General features: G+C 57.4%; 19 protein-coding genes. 8 read left to right on the top strand and 11 right to left on the bottom strand.

Annotation, left to right across the window (positions count from 1 at the left end; translation table 11 throughout):
• Position 1 precedes the first annotated feature (1 nt).
• The 5 genes from WBP07_RS17325 to WBP07_RS17305 form a co-directional block, all read right to left on the bottom strand.
• Positions 2-1090, bottom strand: coding sequence for a DegT/DnrJ/EryC1/StrS family aminotransferase (locus WBP07_RS17325; RefSeq protein WP_395392879.1), 1089 nt, complete (start codon positions 1088-1090; stop codon positions 2-4).
• Positions 1087-1992 carry a hypothetical protein gene (locus WBP07_RS17320; RefSeq protein WP_395392877.1) on the bottom strand — a complete coding sequence of 302 codons (906 nt, stop codon included), beginning with the start codon at positions 1990-1992 and terminating at the stop codon, positions 1087-1089. Before WBP07_RS17320 ends, WBP07_RS17325 begins: the two co-directional genes overlap by 4 nt.
• Before the next feature lie 12 nt (positions 1993-2004).
• Complete coding sequence (locus WBP07_RS17315) at positions 2005-2937, bottom strand: Gfo/Idh/MocA family protein (protein ID WP_395392876.1); 933 nt, start codon at positions 2935-2937, stop codon at positions 2005-2007.
• A 3-nt stretch (positions 2938-2940) separates the two neighbouring features.
• Positions 2941-4233, bottom strand: a complete 1293-nt coding sequence (locus WBP07_RS17310) for a nucleotide sugar dehydrogenase (protein WP_395392875.1) — start codon at positions 4231-4233, stop codon at positions 2941-2943.
• Between the two features lie 66 nt (positions 4234-4299).
• Positions 4300-5601 (bottom strand): sugar transferase, encoded by a 1302-nt coding sequence (locus WBP07_RS17305; RefSeq protein WP_395392874.1) that lies wholly within the window; start codon positions 5599-5601, stop codon positions 4300-4302.
• Positions 5602-5775: 174 nt separating this feature from the next.
• On the opposite strand from WBP07_RS17305, the gene WBP07_RS17300 reads away from it, so the two are divergent.
• The 4 genes from WBP07_RS17300 to WBP07_RS17285 all read left to right on the top strand — a co-directional run bounded on the left by WBP07_RS17300 (position 5776) and on the right by WBP07_RS17285 (position 11405).
• Positions 5776-7149: an O-antigen ligase family protein gene (locus WBP07_RS17300; protein WP_395392872.1), complete on the top strand. Its 1374-nt coding sequence runs from the start codon at positions 5776-5778 to the stop codon at positions 7147-7149.
• Positions 7150-7268: 119 nt separating this feature from the next.
• On the top strand, positions 7269-7913 hold the full coding sequence (locus WBP07_RS17295; RefSeq protein WP_395392871.1) for a polysaccharide biosynthesis/export family protein: 645 nt from the start codon (positions 7269-7271) through the stop codon (positions 7911-7913).
• Between the two features lie 13 nt (positions 7914-7926).
• A complete protein-coding gene (locus tag WBP07_RS17290) occupies positions 7927-10137 on the top strand; it encodes a GumC family protein (protein WP_395392870.1) in 2211 nt (736 codons plus the stop codon).
• A complete protein-coding gene (locus WBP07_RS17285) occupies positions 10134-11405 on the top strand; it encodes a hypothetical protein (protein ID WP_395392869.1) in 1272 nt (423 codons plus the stop codon). The genes WBP07_RS17290 and WBP07_RS17285 overlap by 4 nt, the downstream gene beginning before the upstream one ends.
• A 28-nt stretch (positions 11406-11433) precedes the next feature.
• Here WBP07_RS17285 and WBP07_RS17280 read toward each other — a convergent pair whose 3' ends face one another.
• Both WBP07_RS17280 and traA read right to left on the bottom strand, forming a co-directional pair.
• Positions 11434-11982 (bottom strand): DUF6118 family protein, encoded by a 549-nt coding sequence (locus tag WBP07_RS17280; protein ID WP_395392867.1) that lies wholly within the window; start codon positions 11980-11982, stop codon positions 11434-11436.
• A gap of 1 nt (position 11983) precedes the next feature.
• Positions 11984-14815: a Ti-type conjugative transfer relaxase TraA gene (traA, locus tag WBP07_RS17275; protein WP_395395826.1), complete on the bottom strand. Its 2832-nt coding sequence runs from the start codon at positions 14813-14815 to the stop codon at positions 11984-11986.
• 171 nt (positions 14816-14986) lie between these two features.
• On the opposite strand from traA, the gene WBP07_RS17270 reads away from it, so the two are divergent.
• Complete coding sequence (locus WBP07_RS17270; protein WP_395392865.1) at positions 14987-15325, top strand: conjugal transfer protein TraD; 339 nt, start codon at positions 14987-14989, stop codon at positions 15323-15325.
• A 16-nt stretch (positions 15326-15341) separates the two neighbouring features.
• Positions 15342-15554 (top strand): conjugal transfer protein TraD, encoded by a 213-nt coding sequence (locus WBP07_RS17265; protein WP_395392864.1) that lies wholly within the window; start codon positions 15342-15344, stop codon positions 15552-15554.
• A 74-nt stretch (positions 15555-15628) separates the two neighbouring features.
• Here WBP07_RS17265 and WBP07_RS17260 read toward each other — a convergent pair whose 3' ends face one another.
• Positions 15629-15988 (bottom strand): hypothetical protein, encoded by a 360-nt coding sequence (locus WBP07_RS17260; protein ID WP_395392862.1) that lies wholly within the window; start codon positions 15986-15988, stop codon positions 15629-15631.
• 511 nt (positions 15989-16499) lie between these two features.
• Here WBP07_RS17260 and WBP07_RS17255 point away from each other — a divergent pair.
• Together WBP07_RS17255 and WBP07_RS17250 are read left to right on the top strand one after the other, a co-directional pair.
• Positions 16500-17081, top strand: a complete 582-nt coding sequence (locus WBP07_RS17255; protein ID WP_395392860.1) for a hypothetical protein — start codon at positions 16500-16502, stop codon at positions 17079-17081.
• Between the two features lie 331 nt (positions 17082-17412).
• Entirely contained in the window at positions 17413-17631 is a 219-nt protein-coding gene (locus tag WBP07_RS17250) for a helix-turn-helix transcriptional regulator (RefSeq protein ID WP_395392858.1), read from the top strand.
• Positions 17632-17694: 63 nt separating this feature from the next.
• Here the strand turns inward: WBP07_RS17250 and WBP07_RS17245 are convergent, their stop codons facing one another.
• The 3 genes from WBP07_RS17245 to WBP07_RS17235 form a co-directional block, all read right to left on the bottom strand.
• On the bottom strand, positions 17695-17979 hold the full coding sequence (locus WBP07_RS17245) for a sigma factor-like helix-turn-helix DNA-binding protein (protein WP_395392856.1): 285 nt from the start codon (positions 17977-17979) through the stop codon (positions 17695-17697).
• Positions 17976-18863 (bottom strand): ArdC family protein, encoded by an 888-nt coding sequence (locus WBP07_RS17240; RefSeq protein WP_395392854.1) that lies wholly within the window; start codon positions 18861-18863, stop codon positions 17976-17978. Before WBP07_RS17240 ends, WBP07_RS17245 begins: the two co-directional genes overlap by 4 nt.
• Before the next feature lie 370 nt (positions 18864-19233).
• Positions 19234-20535 carry a tyrosine-type recombinase/integrase gene (locus WBP07_RS17235; protein ID WP_395392852.1) on the bottom strand — a complete coding sequence of 434 codons (1302 nt, stop codon included), beginning with the start codon at positions 20533-20535 and terminating at the stop codon, positions 19234-19236.
• Between the last annotated feature and the right edge of the window lie 191 nt (positions 20536-20726).

Genomic DNA, 20726 nt, shown 5'->3' with positions numbered 1-20726 from the left:
GTTACTCGCGCCAGTCTTTTATCGCGCCAACGATTTCATCGATTTGCGCAGTTGAAAGATAGGGGTGCATGGGCAGGCTCATGACCTCTCGCGCGGCCTGGTCGCCCACAGGGAGCGAAACATCCGGATCTGCTACGGCAGGTTGTCGGTTCAGGGGAAGCGGATAGTGAACAGCTGTAGGGATGCCCGCGCGCTCCAGAGCGTGTTGGACCCGGTCCCGTTCCTTGACCCTGATCGTATATTGCGCCCAAGCGCTCGTCGTTCCCGCCGCAAGGGCTGGTGGCTGTACGCCGATCTCAGCCAAAGCGTAGGCATAGCGATCCGCCGCGTGCTGCCGAGCCGCAATTTCGTCATCCAAGATTTCGAGCTTTGGCAAAAGAATCGCGGCCTGCAGCGTATCGAGACGAGAATTTACCCCGATACGAATATGATGATATCGACGCTCCTGACCATGCCGGGCGATTTGTCGCATGACAGTCGCCAGTTTCGCGTCAGATGTGAAGATTGCCCCCCCATCGCCGTAGCACCCTAAGGGTTTCGACGGAAAGAAACTGGTGCAGCCTATTGTGGAGAGGTTACACGATTTGCGGTTCTGATAGGTTGAACCGAAACTTTGAGCTCCATCCTCAACGACAGGAATGCCATGACGTTCCGCAATGGCGTTAATCTTGTCCATGTCGGCAGGCTGGCCATATAGCGATACGGGAATAATCGCTTTGGTGTTTGGCCCGATTGCCGCCTCAAGCACATTAGGATCTAGCGTGTAAGTGACCGGATCGATATCGATATAGACCAACTTTGCACCGAGCAGCGCAGCTGTTTCGGCAGTAGCGATATAGCTGAAACCCGGCGTGATGACCTCGTCTCCTGGCCCGACGTCGAGCGCCATCAACGCTATCTGCAATGCATCCGTACCGTTGGCAACGGAGATACAGAATTGCGCGCCAGTATATGCGGCCAGCTTCTCTTCAAGCTCGTCGACTTCAGGGCCTAAGATATAGCGGCCGTGCGCGAGAACGGCAGCAATGCCAGTCTCGATCTTTTCTCGGATACGGTCCTGTTGTTTTGCCAGATCGATGAACGGAATCATTTAAATCCTCGCATGAACGATAGCCATTTGCGATGGTCAACAGCAAAATGGCCTGTCACCCGACTACCTTCACTGACATCCCGGGCTACCACTGCACCAATGGTCACATGTGTGCGGGGGCCAATATTGCAGCCATTACTGATTGAAACATTCGGCCCGATGAAACTATCATCGCCAATATTTACTCTTCCGGAAATTTCGGCGCATGCGGCCACCTGTACTCTCTTACCGACACGGCAATCATGAGCTAGATGCACCTGACAGTCGAACTTGGTTTCGTTGCCGATTTCGGTGAATCCACCAAAGGTCGCGCGCACCAACGTGCATTTAGATTGCACGTCCACATCGGTCCCAATTCGCACACCTCCAGCCTGCTTGAGGATTGCACGAGGGCTTACTTCCGCGTTCACCTCAAAAGCGTCCGCCCCAACAATCGTGCCAGGGCCAATCGTGCTCCGAGCACCAATGATCGACCGCGCGAGAACGATGGCCCCCGGATGGATGACCACGCCCTCCCCAATCACAACATTTTGTTCTGCGATATGAGCGCTGGGATGAACGATCGCAGTAGGATGCACCCGTGTCGGAAAATCCTCCCATTGGAAGTTGGGAATGGCGACGAGGGCTTCATGCAGAAGCATCGCTGAAACCCTTGGACTGTCAGATATTGCCAATCCAAGGGTTTCGGGAACCTGTGATGCAAGCTCAGCCGTTGTGATTACGCCGCTAATTCCGCCCATTGCCAGGGCTTCGCGGATATGCGCAGGCTTTCCGCAAGGTACCACTCGCTGATCGAGTAGTGTCGGTACCTTGCCGACAAACGCCACAGCACAATCTCGCTGCACTTCCAGCCCGAAACTTCCTGAAAAGCCCTTCAAAGGGAGTGTGGCACCAGTAAACATCGGCCGATCCTATCAGCGTAGAAATGGATGCTTCTCGCCCGTCGTGACCACCGGGCCGTTGCGGATTTGCGAAACGGTTTCGATGGCCACACGATTCTCCTCGATTCCGAAACCTCGACCCGCCAGCACTTCCTCATAAATCCGGTTATGAAGTTCCGTGAAGCCATCGGAAAACTCGATATCCTCGCCGTCTGCAAGGATCGCGCGGAAGGTACGCTTACCCTTAGCGCGCTCCGCCTCAGGCACATCGTTGGGGTCAATTGAAAGGAACCAGCGCACTCGCGCCCGGGCATATTCCAGGTATCCAGCTGCCTTCGTCGGGGTATTCAAATGAACGATGTTTTCCTGTAGATCGCCATAGACAAAATGCAGCATATCAAAAAAATGCACGCCAATATTCGTGGCGATACCACCGGATTTACTATCCGAACCCTTCCAGCTCTTAAGATACCAATTTCCACGCGACGTGATGTACGTCAGGTCAACGTCCACCTTCTTTCCTTCGGGCTGCGCCATAACTTTGTCGCGCAATGCGATAATTGCAGGATGCAGGCGTAACTGAAGGACCGTGTTGATCTTACGCCCAGTCTCGTCTTCGAGAGCCCGCAGACGACTGATGTCTTCAGGATGAAGCACCATGGGCTTTTCACAGATCGCATCGGCACCCGCCCGCATCGCGAAACGCATATGTGCGTCGTGAAGGAAATTGGGCGATGCAATAGCGACGTAATCTACCGGGCTTTTTGCACGGCGCTCATCATCGACAAAGGCTTCAAGCTGTTCGAACTGGGTGAAGAATTGCGCCGACGGAAAATGACTGTCGAGAATTCCGACGGAATCGTTGACGTCCATGGCTGCGACTAGATTTCCACCCACGGCGGCAATCGCCTTCATATGGCGCGGTGCTATGTAGCCCCCTGCGCCCAAAAGTACAAATCGCTTCACTTCTCAGGCCTTTATAACGTTGTCGTGTTGTTCGCGATAAATACCGCGACTATCAATTATAAGCTGGGCATTTTCCCTAATCATCTCGTAATCAAATTTCGAATGATCGGTGGTTATGACTACAGCGTCATACGAAGAGATAACTTCTGGCGAGAGCGTTTCACTTTTTAGATCGAACTTATGCTCACGCATCTTTGGGAAGACCGGAACATGCGGATCCGAATAAGCGAGTTGAGCCCCGCTCGCGCGAATATGCTCCATCACTTCGACGGAAGGGCTCTCGCGCATATCGTCGACATTCTTCTTATATGCGATACCCAGCACTAGGATTCGGCTACCATTAAGCGCCTTCCGTCGCATGTTCAGCCCAGTCACAAGCTTAGCCATCACAAATTCAGGCATGCTGCGGTTTATTTCACCCGAAAGCTCGATAAAGCGCGTGTGCAAGCCATATTCGCGAGCCTTCCAAGTAAGATAGAACGGATCAATTGGGATGCAGTGCCCCCCAAGGCCTGGCCCAGGGTAATAAGGAGTAAAACCAAAAGGCTTGGTTGCAGCTGCATCGATGACCTCAAAAATATCGATACCCATCCGATCAGCTACAATCTTCATCTCGTTAACCAAGCCAATATTCACTGCACGATGAATATTCTCGAGCAGTTTCGTCATCTCTGCTACTCGGGTCGAGGTTACAGGAACAACCCTATCGATCACTTGGTCGTATAGAGCTTTACCTACATCAAGACACGCTGAGGTATGCCCCCCCACGACCTTCGGAATCGAATGCGTGCTGTACTTCTCATTACCAGGATCTTCACGCTCGGGGGAATACACCAAGAAGACATCTTTGCCGACGATCAGCCCAGTAGACTCGATTCGCGGAAGCAGCTCCTCTTCGGTTGTGCCGGGATAGGTGGTGCTTTCCAGCGATACGACTTGCTCTGCGCGAAGGTAGGGCAACACTGCCTCGATCGTGCGAGTAACGAACCCAAGATCAGGCTCCCGGTACTTGTTAAGTGGCGTCGGCACACAAAGGATAAGAGCATCCACTTCGCACGCACGCCGGAAGTCGGTTGTGCAGACCATCCCTCCTGCTACGGCATCCATGACCTCGTCATCGCTGATATGCTCGATTTGCGAATGCCCTGCATTCAGCCCGTCAACTTTTTCGGCGTCCACATCGAAGCCGACAACCTTGTAACCGAGCTTTGCGTAGCGCAGCGCTAAAGGCTGCCCAACATAACCAAGCCCTAGAATGCCAATTACTGCGTCACGAGCCTTAAGCTTCTCTAACAACAAAATTTAAAACCTTTCGTTATCAACTGCGGCAGGCGCAATTAATTTCCAATGGAAATGGCTTATTTACTTTGAACCAAATCCCGTCAGGATGGTAATAATGGTGCGCGCAATGATAACAATATCAATCCACAGAGAAAAGTTCTTGATGTAATAGAAATCAAAATGCAATTTTTCTTGGACCTGATCAACATCTGCCACATGACCCTGATTGACCTGCGCCCAGCCAGTGATGCCAGGACGAACGATATGGCGATATCGATAGAACGGGATTTCCTGTTCATACCATTGAGAAAGAACGTGCGCCTCGGGGCGGGGGCCGATCCAACTCATTTCTCCCCGCAGCACGTTCAAAATCTGAGGAAGCTCATCTATCCGACTGCGCCTAAGAAATTGACCAAGTCGCGTGATCCGCTTGTCCCCATCCTTGGTAATGGCAGCATCGCGGATTGCGCCATGATCAAGGGCAACCTGCGCACCGCCCGCCATGCAGCCCGATGGCTCCGACGCCATTGTCCGAAACTTGAAAACACGGAAAGGTCTCCCGCGATAGCCCACTCGCGTTTGCAGGAAGAGCGCGGGGCCTTTCGAATCCAATCGAATCAGAAGTCCGACTACCAACAAAAAGGGGAAAAGCACGACGATCGCTAGGATTGCTGCAAGCAGGTCCATGATCCGCTTCACTGCCATAAAGGTGTTTAGCGGACTTAGCGTGCCAAAGGTGTTTTCCGACAAGTGTTCGATTTCAACGCGGCCGGTTAACGATTCCAGCAGATGTTTCGAGTGATAAACCGGCGTTCCCTGCAGCGCGTAGGATGCCAGCCGGCGCTCCCAAGCGTCTGACAAGTCCGCCCAAAGGTCCGCACTGACGGCGTCGAGCGGTGTCGCGTCAGCGACTGATGGATCAAGCGGCCTCCAGTCGATGCCAGGTATTTGCGTTAGCCGCGCATACCCACCCTCAGGGACGACACCGATCGACAATCGAGATCGCTTACGAAATGCAGAATACATAACCCCGAACAGAATTATGCTAACCAAGAATGACGATATTAACACAAATCGGCTATAGGGAATTCTGCTAAAAATAAGAAAAAAAGTCACCACGCCGTATGATAAAGAAAAGGCCGGAAGAATATATGACCGTTCTTCAACACCGGGGTATTTTCGAACATTGTTCACCGCAGCCACGCTCAATGATGACGCAACCACGCATGCCAATACGGAATACATCACAATATTGGTATCAACTTCGATATGACTCGGTGCAATAATGACAAAAAGCGCCGCACTAATAATCACCGACATTATTGTAACAACATGACACCATGTTTTAAATGTCGCCGAATTTTTATTCCGGATCTCAGCCATTAAAAATTCTTCTTTTTACACATTATTCAATATCTCGACATGACCGTCACCACGAGAGTTCCGAGTGGCAGGCCATAGTGCGAAAGTGTGAATTCGTAAATAGCTACTAGGGTTTTGGCAAGGCGCCAGCAAAGCTCGATTTGCCCTTCAGCCAAAATCGAATATAGGGCACAAATGCCCGTTTCTCCTCGTCCGGCTCGCCGTGTGCTGCCGAGCCCCGCTTTTTCGTTATTGACGTTGTTTATGGCCATGCTGCTAGTGGCGGGCGGCGCCTCCCGTGCTGACGTGTACGGCCAGGCGGTGATCCGGGGTAGCGCTGCAGCCTTGATGACATTCTGTATCTTGATGGCTGATAGGCGAGAATTCGCTGTTGGATCGAGAGCGGTATATTTGTTCGCACTCCTTTCCCTTGGTTTACCCTTACTTCAACTTGTTCCAATGCCGCCATCGCTTTGGGAAATGCTACCATCGCACAAGATACTGCTTCAGGCTGTGCACGGACCCCAGCCTTGGCGACCGCTTGCCATTGTTCCGGACGCAGCTATCAACGCTGCGGCATCGCTGCTTGTGCCACTGGCAGCCTTGGTGCTGAATGCCACCCTGCCAGCGTCCGAACGGAATTGCGTGGCCACTCTAATACTTGCATTCATCGTGTGCTCAACCTTGGTCGGATTGCTCCAACTTTCAGGGGCAGGCATTGACAATCCGCTGATCAATGATGTTCGCGGAGCTGTCAGCGGTCCGTTTGCAAATCGCAATCATTTTGCATTACTGCTGGCGATTGGAGGAGTGCTGACACCTCTCTGGGCCTTCCGACATGGCGAACAATCATTGTGGCGATTGCCGGTTGCTATTGTGCTTTGTATATTGTTTTTCCTTCTGATTTTGGCGACCGGTTCGCGCGCAGGCATAGTGCTGGGCGCGCTTGGAGTTGCGGCCGGGCTCGCTATTGAATGGTCATCGTTTAACCGCATTCTTCGACGCGTTCCTCAAAGAATGAGGTTGTTAATCTGCGGAGCCGGCGTCGCATTTGGCGCGCTGTTAATCACCATCAGTATTTACGCGGATCGAGTGCAATCGATCAATCGCGCAATGTCGCTGAATGCAGCAGATGACATGAGGGTTCGAGGATTCGCGACCGTTCTCAGCATGGTACGAACCGGCTTTCCCTATGGAAACGGATTTGGCAGCTTCGAACCCCTGTTTCGATTGAATGAGCCTGATCACCTGCTCAAACCCACCTATTTCAATCATGCTCATAACGATTTCATCGAAATCGTGCATGATGGAGGTGTTATCGGATTGCTGCTCCTGATCACGGCGCTCGGATGGTGGGCCTGGGCAAGCATTCGTGCTTGGCGACTTGAACCATCGCCATCTTCCAAACTTGCCCGTACCGGGTCCATCATTCTAGGGTTGGTGTTTCTGGCCAGCATCGTCGATTACCCAGCCCGCACTCCAATCATCATGACGATCAGTTCGATCGCTGCGCTATGGCTTGCATGGGCTAGAGGAACGAAAGGCACAGGCCGCTTTACCCTACCGTGAATAGCTTCTATAGCCCCGCGACATTTCAGTCAAAAGTAGGATCAGCCCTTCTAATGCGTAGGCTTTCTGCCGCTCTTTTCCTTGCGGCTGTATCTGGTGGGTGTGCCCAACGGGAACCCTTGCAGTCAACTGCAAACCTTACGGTACTCAGCGACACCACGACACTTCCAGCGCCCGCTCGCGCTGATCTGCTTGCTCCTGACCGTCCGGCGCTGATTGGCCCCCTCGATGTCATTCAGGTCGAGGTGGTGAATATACCCGATTTCAGCCGAGAAGTTCAGGTCGATTCGAGTGGGCGAATTGCATTGCCTCTGGTCGGAACGATCGACGCACGGGGAAAAACCTCGGAAGAATTGGCTAAAGTCATCGAGGTTGCGTTGCGCGACAACTATGTCCGCCAGCCTGAAGTGGTCGTCAATATTAAGACCTCGGTCAGCCAGGTCGTTACTGTGGACGGCCAGGTGCAGCAACCCGGACTTTATCCGGTAACCAATCAGATGACGCTTATGCACGTGATCGCTTCGGCGCGGGGTCTCACTGAGTTCGCTCGACAGGATGATGTTGTAATTCTGCGTACGGTTAACGGTCAACGAATGGCAGGCTTATATAATATCGGCGCCATCCGTCGCGGAGTCTACGGCGATCCGGCGGTTTACGCGAACGATATTGTGGTGGTCGGAGATTCGCCGCAGCGTCGCCTGTTCCGAGACATTATTGCCAGTGCACCGCTAATCGTTGCACCGCTAGTCACTATTCTGCGTTAAGGCTGGTTGATCAATGAACTTCCCATCTTCTAACCTGTACGTGGAAAGTATCGCGGCAGACGATAAGCAGAACAATTCGACCCACTCCAGTAAGGATGCGATGCCCATTGTGCGTCAGTATCTTCGTATGGCATGGCGTCAAAGATTTATCATTCTTGGCTCGGTGCTTGTTAGCCTTGTTCTTGGCTTGATCGTCACTTTGCTGATGACTCCGCAATATACAGCGACCGCAACAATCGAAATTTCGCGGGAAACAGATCGCCTAACCAATTTTCAAGGGGCTGAGCGAGAAACAAGCGCAGCCGACCAGGAATTTTATCAGACCCAATATGGTCTTCTGCAATCTCGTTCGCTGTCTGAGCGCGTTGCTGTACAGCTTCAACTTGTAGATAGCCCCGATTTTTTCAAGATGTTTGGTGTAGACACAGGAAACGCTGCGTTCGAGCAGGTCCAAGGGCACTACACAACCTCCGGTCGAAAACTGCGTGAACGAGTTGCAGGAGATATCCTTCGCGACCATCTCAACGTGGCACCAACCCGATTGTCTCGCCTCGCCGACGTTCAGTTCACCAGCCCGAGTGCAAGTTTTTCAGCAAAAATTGCTAATGCTTGGGTTGATAACTACATTCAGATGAATTTGGAGCGGAAGGTTCAGGCGACTTCCTACGGCCGGAATATGCTGCGCCAGCAAATCGGCCAAGCGAAGGAACGTCTCGATGAATCACAGCGCCAGCTTGTAGCTTACGCGTCGGAACAGCGTATCATCAATCTTCCATCCGAAGGCGGGAACTCCCAGAGGTCGATTGTCGCGGATGAATTAGCGACCTTGAACGGCGCACTCGCCAGTGCGACCGCTGATCGCGTCCAGGCGGAAACGCGCTATGGCGTACTCACCTCATCTAGCTCGACTAGCCAAGCGTTGCAAAATCCGACGATAAATACACTTCGGACCCGTCGCGCCGAACTGGCCGCGCAGCATGAACAACTCATGACGCAGTTCGAACCTAGCTATGCGCCTGCCCGCGCGATCAAATCGCAAATCGCCGAGCTCGATCGCAGTATTGCTAGCGAAGAAGCGCGGGTTCGTAACTCTATCCAAGTCGAATATCGACAAGCGCAGGCTCGTGAATCGTCGCTCTCGAAAGAAGTTGAACACCGCAAGAATGACTATCTGAATCTGCAAAACCGCAGCATTCAGTATAATATATACCAACAAGAAGTTGATACAAATCGCTCGCTCTATGATGCGCTGCTCCAGCGTTACAAGGAGATTGGCGTCGCCGGAGGTGTAGGTGTCAACAATGTGGCCGTCGTCGATAGTGCTGAAATCCCGATGCGCCCCTCGGGCCCCCGGATGCTGCTCAACCTTGGTGTCGCGTTCGTAGTTGGATTCCTTGTTGGCGCCGGCCTCGCGTTTGTTCGGGAACAATTGACCGAGGCGATTGATGATCCTGAAGAGGTCACATCGCGTCTTGGCCTTCCGCTTCTCGGGACGGTACCGAAGGTCGCAACCGATCGGCCAGAGAAGGAGCTACTTGACCGTAAATCAGAGCTGGTCGAGGCTTATATGGCCGTTCAAACAAGTCTGGCATTCGCCACCGAACATGGCGTGCCTCGCTCGTTGTCGATCACATCGACCCAACCGGCGGAAGGGAAGTCAACCACCTCCTTGGCATTGGCGACAATGCTGGCCCGAGCGCAGCGTAAGGTCATCTTGATTGACGGGGATATGCGGTCTCCGTCTGTCCACCTCCTCGGTGGCGTGGGCCACGAACGCGGACTCAGCAACTATCTCTCCGGCGAAGATGATATTTCGAGCCTGACCTTTGAAATGCCCGATTTTGGTCTAACGGCCATGTCGTCTGGGCCGTTGCCACCGAACGCTGCGGAACTGCTGACCGGAAGACGCTTGCCGCTATTGATCTCCCGTTTGTTGGAAAGCTATGATCACGTTATCATTGATGCGCCCCCGGTTATGGGCCTTGCGGATGCACCCTTGATCGCAAGTCATGTAGAGGGGCTTGTCTATGCCATCGAATCTCACGGCGTCAGATCAAGCCAGGTTCAGGGGGCCCTGGCCCGCCTCGCAACCACGAATGCTCGTATCTTCGGTGCGGTATTAACGAAGTTCCAAGTTAAGCGTGACGGTTACGGTTACGGTTACGGTTACGGTTACGGGCGCGATTCGCGAGCGGATGCGAAGCGCGCGCAATACGAACAATGACACTGAAGGGAGCCAAAGTTTCGCACCGATCGCTTACTGAGTGGGGTGTGCGTGCGATGCTCGCTATCACTGTAGGGATGTGCGGATATCTTGCCGTGGCGGATTCGGTTGCCACGGCATTACCGAAAAGCGGTCTGCCCCTTGCCCATCGTATCGCACCTTGGAATGCGCGTGTTGCCGGCGCCTTGGCTCGCGAGGAAATGACGGAAGGGGCTCAATTGCTCTCCGGAAAAGGCTCGATTTCTGCGGGACATCAACGACTAGCGAGCGCTGCTGTGCTCGCACGAAATGCGTTGCGCCGAGATGGAACTGTTGTTTCCGCAGTGACAACGCTGGGGATGGACGCGCAGATAAACGAGAATGTTAACGTTGCCCGGGGCTGGTTCCGTTATTCAGAATCACTTTCGCGTCGAGATTTAACCACGCAATTATGGATGATCGAAGATGCGGTGCAGCGCGGCGACATCAGTCAAGCATTGCGCCATTACGATATTGCGCTGCGAACCCAGCCTTCGGCCCCCGACGTTATGTTCCCAGTCCTGGCTAATGCAATCGGGGATCCCATAGTAGCCAACGGCCTAGTGAATATCCTGCGCCAGCGGCGGGCATGGGGGCCACATTTTATCTCGTTCATAGCTAGTAACAGTGATGAACCGGTGGCCGTTGAGCGATTTTTTGTCGCACTCCGGGACATTGGGGTCAAGGTTCCTAATGATGCTTCCGTTGCCTTGTTGGATAAACTGATTGCCAATGGCGCGTATGATGAAGCTTGGCGTTACTATGCAATGGGTCGGCCAGAAGTAAAACGGCAGCGTTCGCGAGATGCTGATTTCTCGGCTCTGATACCGGAACCCTCCGAGCTCGACTGGAAGACCCAGAGCACTGCCGAAGGCATGGTCGCATCGATTCAGCCGACCGGAAATGGGGCCGAATTCAGCTTTTCTGCTCCTTCTAACGTGGGTGGAGAGGTTCTTCGGCAGCTTCAATTGCTGACGCCCGGAGATTACGTTCTCGAAGGCAGAAGCACACAGATCGAGCAAACCCGGGGCACCAGTCCCTACTGGCGTATTGTCTGCCTCAATAACGATCACGAAATCGGCCAGATCGATGTGCCAAATTCCAGCGTGGATAACGGTCGATTTAGTGGCGAACTGACCATTCCGGATAATTGCCCAGCGCAGAAAATTAGCTTGAACATCCGAGCTTCCGATGAGTCAGGCGGCGTCACGGGACAAATCGTTCGAGTGCAAGTCCGTCCACGCAACTGACTGGCATATATTCGCACGAAGCGGCCGATCACACGCTATGTCGCTGAATGGAACGAGTCGGGTGGCGGCTGACAGATCGCATCAGCCCATCCTTGCAATGCCAGTTTGCTGGTTCCATCGAGCGAATTGAACCCCAACCGAAGCCGCCAAGGAAGAGGCCAACAACTAGCGTCACGCCTGCTACAAGGATCATCCACTTGGTCTGCTCCTGCTCCTTGCGTGCCGAAGCGACAACGGTACCAATGGAAGCAGCAGCGGCCTGGAGATCCTTCCTCGCCCGTTCCCAAGCCTGATGATCGGCCTGACGCCCATCCCTGGCCGCCGCCTCGATCTGCTCAGCGATCGTCTCCGGTGTCAGCACCATGGCCGGCAGCTCGATGAAATTCTTCACCGCGCCGCGCACCTTCTGGAACTGACCCTCGATCTTCGCCAGCTCCGGACTGTAATCGCGTCCATGCATCTCCTGTAGTTTGACGGCGAGGCCGTCGACGGCAGCAGTCAATCCCGCCAAGCGCCGTTCCATAGCCTGGAACGCGGTGGCGGGATCAAGCTCTTCGGGGGTGTGGATGTCATGCATCCTACCAGCCTATCTCGATTCCACGATCGCGCGAGCGATCCAGCCAGGTCCGGATCTCGTGAGACAGCGAATCATTCCCAGAGAATGCCATGTGTCTTTCCCGCTGCTGGCGGATCAATGAATCCAGTTGAGGATCGTGCTGAAAACTCTTGGCGAGGTAATCGATTCGCTCCGCTACGCGCTCTGCCCCGACTTCGTCGCCGAGCTTGCGTAGGCGCTGGAACTGCCGCGTCTTGGCCTGCCACTCGGCGACAAAGCTGTCGGCGCGCTCCATGCCTTCGACACGTAGCTGCCCCTCTATCATCATCGCCTGCATGGTCCGCGCGGTGCGTCCCTTGGCGCTCTCGTCGACCAGCGAAAGATCCTTGGTCATCGCCGCGTGGAGATCACGCGCACCATATTCCCGCTGCCCATCGAGTTCAGCGGCGGCGCGCTCCAGGGCCTGAAGCTGGTGAGTGATGGGGTTGAGCCCTTGCCGGTGCATCTTCGTGATATCCTGCATCGCTCGCCCATAGCGCTCGACCGCCGCCTCCAGCGGATTGGCGCGCACTGGCTCGGCCGAAGGCGCCTTGAGCCTGAGCCCGGCAAACGGATCACGCTTGATGACGACTTCGGCTTGCGGCTCGCGCTTCATCTCGCGAGCGGGGCCATAGTCCGACGCCATGTCCTTCGAGCGATCGCGGCTGAGCGCGCGCACCAGCTTCGAGCGATCGGCAAAGTCATCCTTGCCATAGTGAAGATCGACCTGGGTCCGATGGCGTGACAGCGCCACATAGGCCCCATGCCGATCGAGCCCCGGGGTGGCGAGCACCTGCACCCGATCCACCGTCATGCCCTGCGCCTTGTGGATCGTCGCGGCATAGCCGTGATCCACATCGGCATAGTCCTTGAGATCGAAGGCGACCGATCGGCCGTCGTCGAGCATGACCGCCATGCTGAAGGGCGAGACGCTGCGCAGCGTGCCCAGCGATCCGTTCTTCACCCCCATGCTGCGCTCGTTGCGGAAGAACATGACGCGGTCGCCGACGGCAAAGGCCCGCTCGCCGCGCTCGACCTTGAGCGCAACGTCTTCGCCCAGTTCGCCGGCTTCCCGCATCTTTCCACGCGCTGCCTGATTCAGCTCGCCCACTTCGTCATTGGTGTGCGTGAGGATGATCCGGCTTGCGCCGGGATTGAGCTGGCGATCGCGATCCCACTGACCGACCAGCGCTTCGCGCGCACCCTCGCGTGTCGCGGCAACATGAACATGCCCGGCCCCCTCATAGGCCAGCACCGCCTCGCCGGTCCGACCGGTTGCGAGATCGCGCGTGGCCTCGCGCTGCCACTCCTCGCTCTGGCGCCGCACCTGCATGATCTCGACGCTGCCATGACGCTCGGCAATGCTGCGGAACGCGGCCCCCGCTTCGATGGCCTGAAGCTGCTCGGGATCGCCGACCAGCACAACCTTGGCCCCGCGCTTCTCGGCCTCGGAGATCACCCGCTCCATCTGCCGGGTTCCAACCATCCCGGCCTCGTCGATGACCAGCACCGACCGATCGGTCAGCAGTTCGCGGTCCTGCGCCCACTGGCGCTCCATGCTGGCGATCGTGCGGCTCGCAATCCCCGAGCCACTTTCGAGGTTCTCAGCCGCGATACCGGAGAGCGCTGCACCGCGTACCTCGTAGCCCGCCGAGCGCCAGGCATCGTGGGCACCCCCCAGCATCGCGCTCTTACCGGTGCCGGCATAGCCGATCACCGAAGAGAGGCCCCGGCTATTGGTCACATGCTCGAGGGCGCCGCGCTGCTCGGCCGAGAGGACCAACCCCCTCGCCTCGGCGCGCGCCAATGCCTTTTCTTGCACCGCGCGGCTGACGCCATGACTGCGTTCGGCATCGAGTTTGATGGTGGCCTTCTCGAGCCGCTTCTCGGTCTCGATCATCGCGCGCGAGGTGAAGCGATCCTCGCCGCGTCCGTCCTTGCCGAGCGCGACCAGCTCCGGCGAGGCGCGCACGGCGCCCAGCACCTGATCGAACTGCTCCTTGCCGTCGCTGTGCCGGTGGACGAACCTGGCCAAGTCACGGTTGGTGAAGGTCGCCTGTTGGTGGGTTATGGCATCGAGCGCGATCGATGGATTGGCGAGGATCTTCTCGCCATTGGCCCGGGCAATCGCGTGATGCTCTTCGAGCCGCTCGCTTTCGAGCCCCTGCCCGGCCATGCGCGAGGCAGCGGGACCGATCTTGTGCTGCGGTTCCAGCTCGATGCCCTGGGCTTCCAGCGAGCGATGATCGATCCGCGCATCGATATCGAGTTCGGCAAGCCGCTGGTTGACGTGATCGGCCCAGGCTTCGCGCCAATGGGTGAGGAGTTCGGTACGGTTCCAATCGCGCACCTTGGGACCGAAACCTTCTTCGGTCACTTCCCGCATGCCGAGCATCACATGAGCATGGGGCTTGGGCTGTCCGTCTTCTCCCATATCCCAGTGCACATTGAGATCGGCGACCATGCCGCGTGCCACGAACTCTTGGGTAACGAAGTCGCGGGCGAGGCGAATGCCTTCGGCCTGATCGAGCTCGCGGGGAATGGCAAACTCGACTTCGCGGCACAGCTGGGCGTCCTTGCGCTTCTCGGCTGCCTCGACGTCGTTCCACAGCCGCTCGCGGTCGCGCCACTGTTCGGGAGCGTTCTCGGGAAGCAGGATCTCCGAGTGCACGACGCCCGCCTTGTTGGAAAAGTCATGATCGCGCCCGAGCCGCTTATCGTGCAGCCGCGAGGCGGAGCGATAGGCGGCGGCGGCCACCGCCGAGGAGCCGGCGGCGCGCGAAATGACTTTGGCCGAGAAATGGTAAATCGCCATGACGGCGATCCATTTACACTTCAAGCAGCACGTCGGCACGACGTATAAGCGCGCCCTCGAACGATTTCATCGCACTCGGGAACGCGAAATCCCAGAAGATTTCACGCACTTGTACGGCGCTGAGACTCCCGATAGCTGAACTGTCCGCCTCCATCAACGAAAGGACGGACAATGCGTAAGCCCCGTGACTATGACGCCGAACTCAAGGCACTCACCGACAAGGCGCGGCAACTCAAAACCCGCAAGACCAGCCAGCTCGGAGAACTGGTGAATGCGACCGGCGCCGACACTCTTTCAGCCGAGGTCCTGGCCGGCGCGCTGCTCGATGCTGCCACCACCACCGACGCGGCCAGAAAGGAGGCATGGCGCAAGAGCGGCGCCGCGTTCTTTTCAGGGGAAGACAAAGGCTCTCGCGCAGGAACTGGCAGCGAACCTCGCAGCAACTTGGGCAGCGCTGCGGCGGAACCAGGCAGCGCACAATTGCCACTTGGCAAGCCGGGCGCGGCATGACGCCCGCGCGTGGCAAGTGAAGCGGCGCGAACGCACCCGCCAGCTTATCGAACTGGGCGGGCTGATCGTCAAAGCCGAGCTGGTCGAGCTGGCCGGGGATGACCGCGCGGTGATCCTCGGTCTGCTCGTCGAAGCGGCGGCCAAGTTGCGCGGCGAAGATCGCGAAAAGGCGCTAACGCTATGGCGAAGACGCGGGGTACGGGCCTTTAACGATCCTCTGGACAAATAGAGGCCCAGTCTCGCAGCCGGGGAAGCAAACAGGCGCCCGGTCATGCGTCTGCTTCGGCTTCGGGGCCAGCCTCTCTATCGGCGTGCTGGCTGACAGGCCGCTGCGGCTCGATCGGCCAGTTCGAAATCGCCGGCCCTAAGCGCTGCCTTCTTGGCGTCTTCGCACTTTCCATCGGCCACGAGCGCGCCGACTTCTTCGCGAAGGCCTTGCTCCTTGCGCGCTTCGTCGCGTTCCTCGTTCTTGTCGCGAAGACGCTCGACTTCGTTGAAGGACGAGTACCGCTGCTGCGCCGGATTGTCGCCGGACACGCCATCACGGAGGCCACAACTCGTCACGTTACCGAGGCGGTAGCAAGTCGCGGTCTGGGCCATGGCGAGCGATGCGGAAAGAGCCGCCAAGACCAGAGCGGTGGCCGTAAGTGCAAGCTTCATCATCACCCCCGAAACATCATTGCCCAGTCACGATCCCAATGACCGCGCGTTGAATTCGCGTCAAGAATTGGCTGCCGAGGTCTTGGCCGTCCAAGTCTTCGTCTCTGAGCGGGAAACGATGAGCCCGGCAAGTATCAACCGTCGGGGACAAGCCTACATAACGGATACGCCAATACCCTTGCGCTTTGCTGCGCCGACCTCTCTGTACCCCCTCACCTACCGATCCAGTCAGACCTTGGCCTAAGGATTCCCGTCTGTTATCCTGCCAAGGCGCTGCGCAAAGGGCAGCGCCGGGACTGGTAATCCCGCGAAGGCAAATGAACTCGGAAAACTCAGTTTTCCGGGGTGCCGTCGTGCATGTCCAAACCTTCGGGTGAAAGACGGCGGCGCATGTGCTTTCGCATGTTACCAGCTCCGGCGGCTCCCGCGCGTTAGCGTGCGGGAGTTCGGGACTGGTCCGCAAGTTGTCTCGAGCCTTCCGCCAACCCGCCTTGATGCGGACCCGGAGGTGCCAATGGACGTGCAAGTTCCTGTTGCTTCACCCGATCAAATCGCCGCTGTCACTGCGGCGCTCAACTCCTTGCCCAACGACAATTCCGCGCTCGCTGCGCTCTGGAAAATCTACGGCGCCGAGCCGGTGCGATTGCTGCGCACCCAGCAGGGGCGCAGCCTCAGCCGCGAGCGGGTCAAACGGGCGGAAGGCTTCATGGGCGGGCTCGCCCCTGACGCGCCGTTCCACTGGCACTATTTCCTCTACACGTCGGGGATCGTGGTGCAGCTGGCGCTGTCCTCGCACCTGCTCGATGTGGGCTTTCCGGATAGCTGGTGCGCACGCCACATCAGCCTCCACGTCGACAGATCGCTTGCCTACGCCAACGTCACCGGCTTCGGTTACGATTGCCCCGAGACGGCGCGGCTGCTGCAGGTGCTCTCGCCCTATTGGAAGTGGAACCGCAACCGCCCTGGCGACGGCAATCTGCTCGACGATGGCGGCTTCACGCCCGACGAGGTTCGCACGCTGGTTTCCGCGCTGGTCGAACACGTCCGCCATGTGACCGGCCATGCCCGGCCCCGGCAGCGCGCCATGCGATCCTGATCTGACGCCCGCAGCAACCGTGCTGCGGGCCCGCCGAACGTTGAGGGGCCGCCCACACATCGTGCGATTCGTGCGCCGATGAAGGCGACGCCGCGTGCGCGATGCCTGCGATGATACGGCCTGAGATCGAACCGCCGGTCACAACCTCTCGGCGGCCAATTTTTTTTGGTGTCCGTAGACAGCCGCCAATGTCCGTTACGGTGCACCGAGAGGAATCTCGCGCGTTTTTGGCCGTTTAGCGCTGTTTGATGCCCTTGCGCCGGGCTCGCTTGAGCCCAATCTTGCTCATGGCCGGCCAGTCCACCTCATGAAAATGAAAGGACAACGCCACATGGAAATGAAGCCTCTCGATCGTTTTCTGCGCCTCAATACCGTGCTCGAACGCACGGGCCTGTCCCGTGCGACCCTCTACCGCAAGATCCAGACCGGAACCTTCCCGAAGCAGGTCCGGATAGCCGAACGCTGCTGCGGGTGGCGCGAAAGCGCTGTCACGCAATGGATGGACAATCCCGTCTCGTATCTGGTCGAAGATTGCCCGCCGCAGGCCTGAACGGGCGTCACGTCGGAAGACAAGGCCGGGACGCGCCCGCCGTAGCGGGCCCGTCCCGATCCCTTACCAGCCCTTGCGCTCCTGCCGATTGCGCGACCGCACGATCAAGCCGATGGCACGGCCAAATTCGATCTCCACCCGGCGAACGCTGATGCCGAGTTGCTCGGCGATCTCTTCATAACTCTTCCCCTCGAACCGGATCAGATGGAACACGGCGCGCGGGAGCCAGGGAAGCGAACGTACCGCCCGCGCCAGCCGGCGCAGTTCGGGCTGTTCGTACTCGGGAAAGGCATCGCGCAGGAAGGCTTCGCGGATGCGCTGTTCCAGCAGATAGATGTGCCAGATCATGCCGCGTCCTCCCCGAATGCGAGGAGGAAATCGGCGCCCTTGCTGGCTGCACTGGCTGCCCGAAAGATCGCCTTCTCATCGGCGCGGAGGACTTCAAGCCACGATCCGATGTAATCGCTGTGCCGCACCGTTGGCTGGATACCGAGCGACGCGCAGGCAAAGGCCGAGGTCATCTCGGCGACAAGCTCTTCCTTGGCATACGATGCCGAACCGTACTTGCCGGTCTGGTCGCGGTCCAGTCGCCCCTTGCCGCCGACCCAGTGGCCCAGCTCATGAAGTGCCGTCCGAAACCAGTTCACCGGCTCATGGAAAGCCGCCTGCGGAGGAACCTGCACATAGTCCTGCTTGGGGGCATAGAATGCCTCATCCCCGCCGATCCGGAAGTCGGCGCCAGTTGCCGTGATGATCCGATCCACCTCGGCAATCGCCATGACCGGGTCGGGCACCGAAGGTTCCTCGGCATACCGCTCCGGCAGCCCCTCGATCTGATCGATGTTGAACACGACAAAGCGCTTCAGAAAGGCAATCGTCCGCGCCTCACGATCCTCGCACCGCGCCTGCTCCGCCTCGTTCCTCGGCGTGAAGCGATCTGCATAGCAGATGACCGTACCCTTCTCGCCGCGCCGGACATGCCCACCTGCGGCCAAGGCCTGCCTGTAGGTCAGCCAGCGCTGCGATGCGAAATGGCGCTCCACTGCCTCGCACCACAGGATCAGCACATTGATCCCCGAGTACCCCCTCCCGGAAACGGCATTGTGCGGCATCAGGCAGGGACACCGCGCACTGTCCCAGGGCTGCACCCATGGGAGCCTGCCCTCCTCCAGCTCGGCAATGATGCGGGAAGTGACCTCTCCATAGAGGCTCTGGCGATTGGTCCTTTCCATTTCTCCTGTTCCTTTCCTCAACCGCCATTGACCGGCGCCGGGGTGGCGGGGGGCGGCAGGAGCGGACCAAAAGCCTCGCCTGAAATGGCGGGGTGCACCCGTAGGGCCGAAATGAAATGGAGGACCTGGGCCCCGCCCAGGTTGCGGCTCGCCATGGCGGGGCTAAGGGGCCGTGACGCCCCCCGTCACCCAGGAGCCGAGGCACACGCCGACGCGCCAAAGGCGCGGCGACCGCTGACGGGACGCGATGAGCGTCCCGCCCCGCCAGCGATCGTTACGGCTGTGCCGACGAGACGCCGCAGGAGGCTCGGTTAAGCGTCAGCGAAATAGAGCGCGGCCGTGCCCTGGCACGGGGCGGATTATGCTAGGGTCAAAAGCCCAGTTTCGGCACGTGATAGTTATAGACCACTCGAAATTGCGCCATTTCGCGGACATCGCCCTTCTGCGGCTCTGATTTCGGTAATGGCGGAGCGTTTGCGCCTTCGCGCAAGTTATCCAGGAAGTTCGACCACCACTGCGCCATTGCAACGCGTTCCTTCCAATGCGCGCCGCGGTGATAGGCTGCCCTCACCTTATTCCCATCACCATGTGCCAAGGCTCGTTCGATGGCATCGGAAGACCATTTGCCAGATTCATTAAGCAACGTGCTCGCCATCGCCCGAAAGCCGTGACCAGTCATTTCATTGGTAGCATAGCCCAAGCGGCGCAGGGCGGCGTTTAGGGTGTTTTCTGACATTGGCCGCGTTCTGGATCGCATTGACGGAAAAACATAACCATAGGGCCCTGTAATCGATCGAATTTCCTCCAGTACCGCTATCGACTGCCGGGAGAGCGGCACATGATGCGGCTTACGCATCTTCATTTTCTCAGCCGGAATCGTCCAGAGCGCGGCATCGAGGTCAATTTCGTCCCATCGGGCATGACGCAATTCTCCAGGCCGTACAAAGACATGTGGCGCGAGTTGTAGCGCCCATTTCGTCATGCCTTGACCTTCATAGGCATTTATCGCTCGGAGCAGCGCACCGACCTTGCTGGAATCTGTAACCGCGCCGTAGTGTGTGACGGAAGGCGTCGTCAGCGCCCCCCGCAGGTCTCGCGTCGGGTCAGACCTTAAGCGGGCAGTTGCTATAGCGTAGCGGAAGACGGCACCTGCAAGTTGCAGGGTGCGTCGTGCGCTTTCCAGCTTGCCTCGTTTTTCAATCTTCCGGATAGCGGCAAGGACTTCGATGGGCTCGATCTCATGGATCGGCATACTACCTATCGAGTTGTCCAACAGACTGAGAAGATATTCGCAGCGCGCGGCCGTTGAAGGCGCCCAGGCCCTGTCACCATCCCGGCGCCGCTTATTACAATATTCGTTAGCAATGCTAGTGAAGGTGTTCCCCGCTAAAGCGGCCGACCGGAGCTTCTCACGCTGCTTTTCAAGGGCAGGATCCTTCCCCTTCGCTAGCAGATCACGAGCTTCGTCACGTCGCTTGCGGGCGTCTCTCAAGCTCAATTGCGGATAGGCGCCAAGGCTCAGCTTCTTCTCAACACCCTTGAACCGATATTTCATCCTCCAGAGCTTGGAGCCCGAGGGCGAGATAAGAAGGAACAACCCCAACATGTCACTGATTTTATAAGATTTTTCTTTAGATTTCGCATTGCGAATGGCGACATCCGTCAAGGGCATAATGGTGGCCTTTCCCAGCCGGGGACCCCGCTTGGGGGCCTCGAGCAAAAATCGGCTCATAGTTCTTGCGAAAAGGCCCCCATGGACGGGAGATGCCTTGATATGGCGAGGAACCTTACAAGCCGGACAAGGCGAAAAATACCGCAGAATTCCACGGTTTGCAAAGCTAAGAGGGATGTCATGGGATTGAG

The sequence above is a fragment of the Novosphingobium oxfordense genome (assembly GCF_044029435.1).
Lineage (GTDB): Bacteria > Pseudomonadota > Alphaproteobacteria > Sphingomonadales > Sphingomonadaceae > Novosphingobium.
This window is presented reverse-complemented; position numbering and strand designations above follow the sequence as displayed.

Excerpts from the sequence above, each read along its gene's own strand:
- WBP07_RS17245 (WP_395392856.1), bottom strand. The coding sequence starts at position 17,979 with ATGATCTGGCACATCTATCTGCTGGAACAGCGCATCCGCGAAGCCTTC.
- WBP07_RS17240 (WP_395392854.1), bottom strand. The coding sequence starts at position 18,863 with ATGGAAAGGACCAATCGCCAGAGCCTCTATGGAGAGGTCACTTCCCGC.
- WBP07_RS17285 (WP_395392869.1), top strand. The coding sequence starts at position 10,134 with ATGACACTGAAGGGAGCCAAAGTTTCGCACCGATCGCTTACTGAGTGG.
- WBP07_RS17280 (WP_395392867.1), bottom strand. The coding sequence starts at position 11,982 with ATGCATGACATCCACACCCCCGAAGAGCTTGATCCCGCCACCGCGTTC.
- WBP07_RS17250 (WP_395392858.1), top strand. The coding sequence starts at position 17,413 with ATGGAAATGAAGCCTCTCGATCGTTTTCTGCGCCTCAATACCGTGCTC.
- WBP07_RS17325 (WP_395392879.1), bottom strand. The coding sequence starts at position 1,090 with ATGATTCCGTTCATCGATCTGGCAAAACAACAGGACCGTATCCGAGAA.
- WBP07_RS17255 (WP_395392860.1), top strand. The coding sequence starts at position 16,500 with ATGGACGTGCAAGTTCCTGTTGCTTCACCCGATCAAATCGCCGCTGTC.
- WBP07_RS17290 (WP_395392870.1), top strand. The coding sequence starts at position 7,927 with ATGAACTTCCCATCTTCTAACCTGTACGTGGAAAGTATCGCGGCAGAC.
- WBP07_RS17270 (WP_395392865.1), top strand. The coding sequence starts at position 14,987 with ATGCGTAAGCCCCGTGACTATGACGCCGAACTCAAGGCACTCACCGAC.
- WBP07_RS17300 (WP_395392872.1), top strand. The coding sequence starts at position 5,776 with ATGCCCGTTTCTCCTCGTCCGGCTCGCCGTGTGCTGCCGAGCCCCGCT.
- WBP07_RS17320 (WP_395392877.1), bottom strand. The coding sequence starts at position 1,992 with ATGTTTACTGGTGCCACACTCCCTTTGAAGGGCTTTTCAGGAAGTTTC.
- WBP07_RS17305 (WP_395392874.1), bottom strand. The coding sequence starts at position 5,601 with ATGGCTGAGATCCGGAATAAAAATTCGGCGACATTTAAAACATGGTGT.
- traA (WP_395395826.1), bottom strand. The coding sequence starts at position 14,815 with ATGGCGATTTACCATTTCTCGGCCAAAGTCATTTCGCGCGCCGCCGGC.
- WBP07_RS17235 (WP_395392852.1), bottom strand. The coding sequence starts at position 20,535 with ATGCCCTTGACGGATGTCGCCATTCGCAATGCGAAATCTAAAGAAAAA.
- WBP07_RS17260 (WP_395392862.1), bottom strand. The coding sequence starts at position 15,988 with ATGATGAAGCTTGCACTTACGGCCACCGCTCTGGTCTTGGCGGCTCTT.